This window comes from Pseudonocardia sp. NPDC049154 (genome assembly GCF_040648315.1).
Lineage (GTDB): Bacteria > Actinomycetota > Actinomycetes > Mycobacteriales > Pseudonocardiaceae > Pseudonocardia.
In genome coordinates this window covers 1-6851 of the sequence record NZ_JBEZDN010000113.1, presented here as the reverse complement: position 1 = coordinate 6851, position 6851 = coordinate 1, and the positions used below count along the sequence as shown (strand labels likewise).

Below are 6851 nucleotides of genomic sequence, written 5' to 3'. Positions count from 1 at the left end.
CCGCTCTCCCGCTCCCCCCCCGGCTCGCCTCCACCCCCCCGGGTGCAACACCCAAACCCCCCCTGTGTGTGGCGATAGTCGCCATGGCGACTATCGCCACTCACGAGGATCAGTTCTTGGCGACGGCGACCTTCACTTCGGCGTTCCTCCCGGACGGGTCGGAGACGCCGCCGGTGCCGGTCGGCTCGGCCAGCTCGGCGTACGTCACGCTCGTCGCCAGGACCTCGCCGGCCACGAAGGCCTCGTGGGCCCGGACGGCGTCGAGCACCGGCGACGGCGCGTCGAGGGTCAGGGCGATCCGGTCCGAGACCTCGAGCCCGGCGTCCCGACGGGCCTGCTGCACCGCGCGCACCACGTCCCGCGCCGTGCCCTCGGCCGCCAGCTCCGGCGTGACGTCCGTGTCGAGCACGACCAACCCGGTGTTGCCGGGCAGCGCCCCGGTGGACTGCGGGTCCGCCGCGAGCAGCCGCTCGGAGAACTCGCCCTCCAGCAGCCGGATGCCGCCGGCCGTCACGGTGCCGTCCTGGTTCGCGGTCCAGTCCCCCGCCTTCACGGCCTTGATCGCCGTCTGGGTCTCCTTGCCCAGCCGGGGACCGCAGGCGCGGGCGTTGACCGTCAGCTCGAAGCGGCCGTGGGTCGCGACGTCCGTGGTCAGCACGACCTCCTTGACGTTCACCTCGTCCCGCAGGATGTCGGCGAACGGCGCGAGGGTCTCCGCGTCGGCGGCGGCCACGGTCATCGAGGCCAGCGGCAGCCGGACGCGCAGCTTGCGCGCCTTCCGGAGCGACAGCCCCGCCGAGGCCACCTGCCGGACGCGGTCCATGGCCGCGACCAGCGACGCGTCGTGCGGCAGCACCGCGGCCGCCGGCCAGTCCGCGAGGTGCACCGACCGGCCGCCGGTGAGCCCCTGCCACAGCTGCTCCATGGTGAGCGGCAGCAGCGGCGCGGCGACGCGCGCGGTCACCTCCAGCACCGTGTGCAGCGTGTCGATCGCGTCCTGGTCGCCCTCCCAGAACCGGTCCCGGGAGCGCCGGACGTACCAGTTCGTGAGCACCTCGGCGTGGTCGCGGATCTGCTCGCACGCCCCGGCGATGTCGTAGACGTCGAGCGCCGTGGTCACGCCGTCGACCAGGTCCGCGGTCTTGGCCAGCACGTACCGGTCCAGGACGTGCGCGGACATCTGCTCCGGGTCCGTCCGCGTGGTCCCGGTGACCCCGGCCGCCCCGGCGTAGAGCGACAGGAAGTACCAGGTGTTCCACAGCGGCAGGATCGCCTGCCGGACGCCCTCGCGGATGCCCTGCTCGGTGACGACCAGGTTCCCGCCGCGCAGGATCGGGCTCGCCATGAGGAACCACCGCATGGCGTCCGACCCGTCGCGGTCGAAGACCTCGTTGACGTCCGGGTAGTTGCGCAGCGACTTGGACATCTTCTGCCCGTCGTCGCCCAGCACGATCCCGTGCGCCACGCAGCTGGCGAACGCCGGCCGGTCGAACAGCGCCGTGGCCAGCACGTGCAGCGTGTAGAACCAGCCGCGGGTCTGGCCGTTGTACTCGACGATGAAGTCGCCCGGGTAGTGGTGCTCGAACCAGTCGGCGTTCTCGAACGGGTAGTGCACCTGCGCGAACGGCATCGAGCCGGACTCGAACCAGCAGTCGAGCACCTCCGGCACGCGACGCATGGTCGACCTGCCCGTCGGGTCGTCCGGGTTCGGGCGGGTCAGCTCGTCGATGTAGGGCCGGTGCAGGTTCTCCGGGCGCACCCCGAAGTCCCGCTCCAGCTCGTCGAGCGAGCCGTAGACGTCCGTGCGCGGGTAGCGCGGGTCGTCGGACTGCCAGACCGGGATCGGGCTGCCCCAGAACCGGTTGCGCGAGATGCCCCAGTCGCGGGCGCCCTCGAGCCACTTGCCGAACTGGCCGTCCCGGACGTTGCCCGGCACCCAGGTGATCTGCTGGTTGAGCTCGACCATCCGGTCGCGGAACGCCGTGACCTGCACGAACCACGAGTCGACCGCGCGCTGGATCAGTGCGTTGCCGCAGCGCCAGCAGTGCGGGTACGGGTGGTCGTAGGTCTCGTGCCGCAGCAGCACGCCCTTCACGTACGACGCGCCGCTCTTGAGGTCGCGGATGATGTTCGGGTTGGCGTCGAACACCTGCTGACCGGCGTAGGGCGGCACCTCGACGGTGAACTCGCCCCGCGAGTCCACGGGCACGACGGCCTCGATGCCGGCCGCGTCGGTGACCGCCTTGTCCTCCTCACCGAAGGCGGGCGCGATGTGCACGAGCCCGGTGCCGTCCTCGGTGGTGACGTAGTCCGCCTCCAGGACCCGGTGGGCGTTCTCCCGGCCGACGAAGAAGTCGAACGGCGGGGTGTAGCTCAGGCCGAGCAGCTCGCGGCCGGTGACGGTCCGCAGGACCTCCGGCTCGTCGCCCAGCTCCCGGGCGTACGCACCGACGCGCGCGCTCGCCAGGAGGTACTTCTCGCCGTTCGCGGAGAGCAGCGAGTACTCGACGTCCGGGTGCACGGCCACGGCGAGGTTCGACGGCAGCGTCCACGGGGTCGTCGTCCAGACCAGGGCCAGGGCGTCGTTCAGCTCCGGGTCCTCGCTGACCAGGCGCAGCCCGACGGTGACGGCCGGGTCCTGCCGGTCCCGGTAGACGTCGTCCATCTTCGTCTCGGAGGCCGAGAGCGGCGTCTCGCAGCGCCAGCAGTACCAGAGCACGCGGAACCCGGAGTAGATCAAGCCCTTGTCCCACAAGGTCTTGAAGGCCCACATGACGCTCTCCATGTAGTCCAGGTCGAGCGTCTTGTAGTCGTTGTCGAAGTCGACCCAGCGGGCCTGGCGGGTCACGTAGTCGCGCCACTCGCCGGTGTAGCGCAGCACGGAGGTGCGGCACGCCTCGTTGAACTCGGCGACGCCCATGCTCTCGATCTCGGACTTGTGGTTGATCCCGAGCTGGCGCTCGGCCTCCACCTCGGCGGGCAGGCCGTGGGTGTCCCAGCCGAAGCGGCGCTCCACGTGCTTGCCGCGCATGGTCTGGTACCGCGGCACGACGTCCTTCACGTACCCGGTGAGCAGATGGCCGTAGTGCGGCAGGCCGTTGGCGAAGGGCGGGCCGTCGTAGAAGACGAACTCGTTGCTGCCGTTCTCGCCGGCGGGGCGGGCCTCGACGGAGGCGACGAACGTGTCGTCCGCCTCCCAGTACTTGAGGACCTCGCGCTCGAGCTGCGGGAACGCGGGATGCGCGGGAACCGGGGGGTAGCTCTCGCTCATGGCGGTCGGTGCTCCTCGTGCAGTGCGTGGCTGTCGCTGCACGGGGACGACTCGATGGTGCTGAGCCGCGGTACCACCCCGCTTGCCCCGCTCGCGCGGGACCGCTCGTTCGACGGCTGTGACGGGCCGAACCCGTCCGGTTCTACTCCCCGGCCGCGCCGGGTTTCTTCCGGAGGCTCCCCGGTGATGGCCGGATCGGTGCCTGTGCGATCCAGGGTAGCGCGGGGCGGCGAGCGGTTATTCCGCGAGGTGCACAGGTCGACGGAGCCCGCGCTCACCGGGCGCGAGCGAGGACGTCGTTCGTCCAGGTCAGCGAGAGATCAGCGGGCCGCGGCCTGGTGCCGGCCCGCCATGGTGCGGTCCGGGGTGCACCAGCCGCACGGGGTGAAGCCCAGCTCGACGGCCTCCTTGGCCGGCAGCGGGATCACCGGGCGGCCGGGCAGCGACCGGCAGCCCGCGAGGTGGTAGCGCGGCTGCTCGTCGACCACGACGACCTCGTCGTCGAGCTCGGCGACCAGCGCCGCGACCGTGGCGTCCCGCGGCTCCTCCGGGGGCTCGCCGTGCGGCCCGGGAGGAGGCATCGAGCCCGACGGCGGCGGACCGCCGGCGGGCTGCTGGCCTTGCTGAGCCGGCTGCCCCTGGGGCTGGTCGGGCTGACCTGGCTGACCCGACTGCCCCTGCGGGACCTGCGCGCCGGGCCGGCTCGCGGCCTGCGCCGCGGAGCCGGTGTGCGCCGGCGTGGCCACGGTGGGGCCGTCGATGTCCGACGCCGGGGCGGACGCCGCGCCGGACCCGGGGGTGGACGTGCTCCCGGACGCTGCTGCGGTGGTCGTCTCGCCCGACGCGGCGTCCGTCGCGCGGGCATCGCCCTCCGCGGACGCCGCCGACGCCGAGGCCGCCGAGGCCGGGGACGCCCCGGACGCGACACCGGAACCAGCGGCCGGGCCGGCTGCCGCCGTGCCGCCGGCCCGACCGGGTTCCGATGCCTGCTCCGCCGCCTCCGAGGAGGCTGCCGACGCCGGGGTGGACGCCGGTGCCGCGGGGGCGGCCGCGTCCGTGGGCCCGTCCGCGTCGTGCTCCGCCGCGGACCGCTCGCCGGACGCCGACGCACCCGCCGGCTCCGGGGCGCGCTCGCCGCGGGCGCCCGTCGAGGCGGGCTCCTGCGTCGAGGCGCCGGAGACCGGCTCCTCGCTCTCGTGCTTCCCGTGCGCTGCGGCGGCCACGCCCGCGACCGCAGCACCCGCGGCGGCGCCGGCGGCACCGGCCGCCACCGCCGCACCGGCCCCGGGGCCGCTCTCCCCCGACGGGGAGTCGTGACGCCCCGTGGAGCCGGCATGACCCTCGTCACCAGTCACGTTGCGTGACAAAGATTCGCTCGACCGGGTGTCCTCGCCCGCAGCGCCGGACGGTCGCTCGGCTGAGCCGGACGGTCCCACGAGGGGCATCACGGAGGTGGCCTCCGCGTCCGACCCGGCACCGGGGCCGGAGTCCGACGAGGACTGTCCACGCTCCACCCCGGCCTGCGGCGGGGGCACCCGACCGGGCGAGCCCTGCCCGACGACCGGGAGCACCTCGGTGACCGGCTCGATGTCACGGCGCGTCGCCTGCGGGCCGCCCTGCGGCGCCGCTGCGGCGCCGGCGGCGGGCTGCTGCGACTCCGCGCCCGCCTTGACGGCCGAGCGGCGCTGCAGCCAGTCGACCAGCAGGGCCACCGCGGCCGCCACGGAGACGGCCACGGAGATCCACGCCCAGAGCACGCTGCCCGAGAGCAGCGCCACGACCAGCAGGCCGAAGGCGATCAGGACCAGAACGAGAACCAGCAGCAGCACTGTTCACCCCGTGTACGGCGGGCGGCGGCACGAGTGCCGCACTGCCGCCCGCCAGTCGTTCGGACGACGGGCCGGGCCGTCAGCTTCCGGCGTCCGCGCGCTGGCCGTAGCCGGTGGCGGCGTACCCGCCGTTGGCGTTCGACCGGGCGGCGTCCGACGGCGCAGCCGACCCCCGACCCTCCAGGTCGCGCAGCTGCGACTCCAGGTAGGTCTTGAGCCGGGTGCGGTACTCGCGCTCGAAGGTCCGCAGCTCGTCGATCTTCTTCTCCAGCACGCCCTTGTCCCGCGTGATGGTGCCGATGATCTCGGTCTGCTTGCGCTCCGCCTCGCTGACCAGCGAGGACGCCTTGTCGCGCGACTGCCGCTCGAGGGTCTCGGCGCGGGTCCGCGCGTCGTTGAGCATCGTCTCGGCGCGGGCGCGCGCGTCGTTCACCAGGCCGTCGGACTTGGTCCGGGCCTCGCTGAGCAGCTGCTCCGACTTGGCGCGGGCGTCCGACAGCATCGCGTCGGCCTCGTTCTTGGCCTCGGCGGTCAGCCGGTCGGCCATCTCCTGGGCCAGGCCCAGGACCTTGGCGGCCTGGACGTGGTGGTCCCCGCCCCCGGCGTCGCCGTCGCCCATCGGGCCCATGCCGCGCTGCGGCTCGACCGGACGCGGCGGCTGCGGGGGCTCCACGGGCCGGATCTGCTGCGTGGGCGGCGGGCCGGCCTGGGCCCCCATCCCACCCTGTTGCGGGCGCGAACGCGCCTCCTCGAGGTCGGCCTCGGCGTTGCCGAGTCGCTGCTCGAGCTGGGAGACCTGCTCGCGCAGGTCCTCGTTCTCCTCGATCAGCCGGGCCAGCTCGGCCTCGACCAGATCGAGGAACGCGTCGACCTCGTCCTCGTTGTACCCCCGCTTACCGATCGGGGGCTTGCTGAACGCGACGTTGTGAACGTCGGCGGGCGTCAGCGGCATCGGATCACCTCATGCAGTCCTCGGCGGCAAACCGGCTGGCGGGTGACTGGGGCTCACGCCACCGCCGGTCTGGCAATGCTCATCAGTATGAACACCACCAGCAGCAGAACCATAATCGAGAGGTCCAGTCCGACGCCCCCGATCCGGACGACGGGGATCACTCTCCGCAACAACTTCACGGGCGGGTCGGTGACGCTGAACACCATCTCGAGGGCCGCGGCCGGACGCCCGGCGGGCACCCACTCGCGCGCGAACGAGTGCACCAGCTCGACCACGATGCGCGCGACGAGCAGGAGCCAGAAGAAGAACAGGATGTAGTAGATGACGAACTGGAGGGCGATCGGCACGCCCTAATCCTGTCGGAAGAGGCCCCGCTCTGCGAGCCTGCGGGCGTCGTCGGCCGAGACCTCGACGTCGGCGGGCGTCAGGAGGAACACGCGGCTGGTCACCTTGTCGATGGATCCGCGCAGCGCGAACGCCAGACCTGCGGCGAAGTCCACCAGGCGGCGCGCGGCGGCCTCGTCGAGATCGGTCAGGTTGATGATCACCGGCACGCCGTCGCGGTACCGCTCGCCGATCGTGCGGGCCTCGGTGAAGCTGCTCGGCTGCAGGGTCGTGATGCGCGCCAGCGCGGCCGCGCCGCGGTCCCGCTGCTCGGGCACCGAGGAGGGCGCCGCGACCGGCGCGGGCGGCTCCGGGGCGGCCCGCAGCACGGACTCCTCGCGGTCCACGGCCAGGGAGCCGCGGGTCGCCGGGGACGCGGCCGAAAGGCCGCCGCCCGCTCCGCCGGTCAGCCCAC

Annotated in this window: 5 protein-coding genes; all 5 read right to left on the bottom strand. The window is 73.3% G+C overall.

The genetic code is table 11. The features are described from left to right. Window positions 1–109: 109 nt before the first annotated feature. A complete protein-coding gene (ileS, locus tag AB0B41_RS34120) occupies window positions 110–3271 on the bottom strand; it encodes an isoleucine--tRNA ligase (RefSeq protein WP_358210745.1) in 3162 nt (1053 codons plus the stop codon). 320 nt (window positions 3272–3591) lie between these two features. Further along, entirely contained in the window at window positions 3592–5100 is a 1509-nt protein-coding gene (locus tag AB0B41_RS34115; RefSeq protein WP_358210743.1) for a hypothetical protein, read from the bottom strand. A gap of 79 nt (window positions 5101–5179) precedes the next feature. Further along, entirely contained in the window at window positions 5180–6052 is an 873-nt protein-coding gene (locus AB0B41_RS34110) for a DivIVA domain-containing protein (RefSeq protein WP_358210741.1), read from the bottom strand. A 53-nt stretch (window positions 6053–6105) separates the two neighbouring features. Further along, entirely contained in the window at window positions 6106–6399 is a 294-nt protein-coding gene (locus AB0B41_RS34105) for a YggT family protein (protein ID WP_037041316.1), read from the bottom strand. Window positions 6400–6402: 3 nt separating this feature from the next. Beyond that, window positions 6403–6851 (bottom strand): cell division protein SepF (gene sepF / locus AB0B41_RS34100; RefSeq protein ID WP_358210739.1); only part of this gene is annotated, 449 nt, incomplete at its 5' end.

Coding starts and splice junctions, on each gene's coding strand:
- ileS (WP_358210745.1), bottom strand. CDS start 3,271: ATGAGCGAGAGCTACCCCCCGGTTCCCGCGCATCCCGCGTTCCCGCAG.
- AB0B41_RS34110 (WP_358210741.1), bottom strand. CDS start 6,052: ATGCCGCTGACGCCCGCCGACGTTCACAACGTCGCGTTCAGCAAGCCC.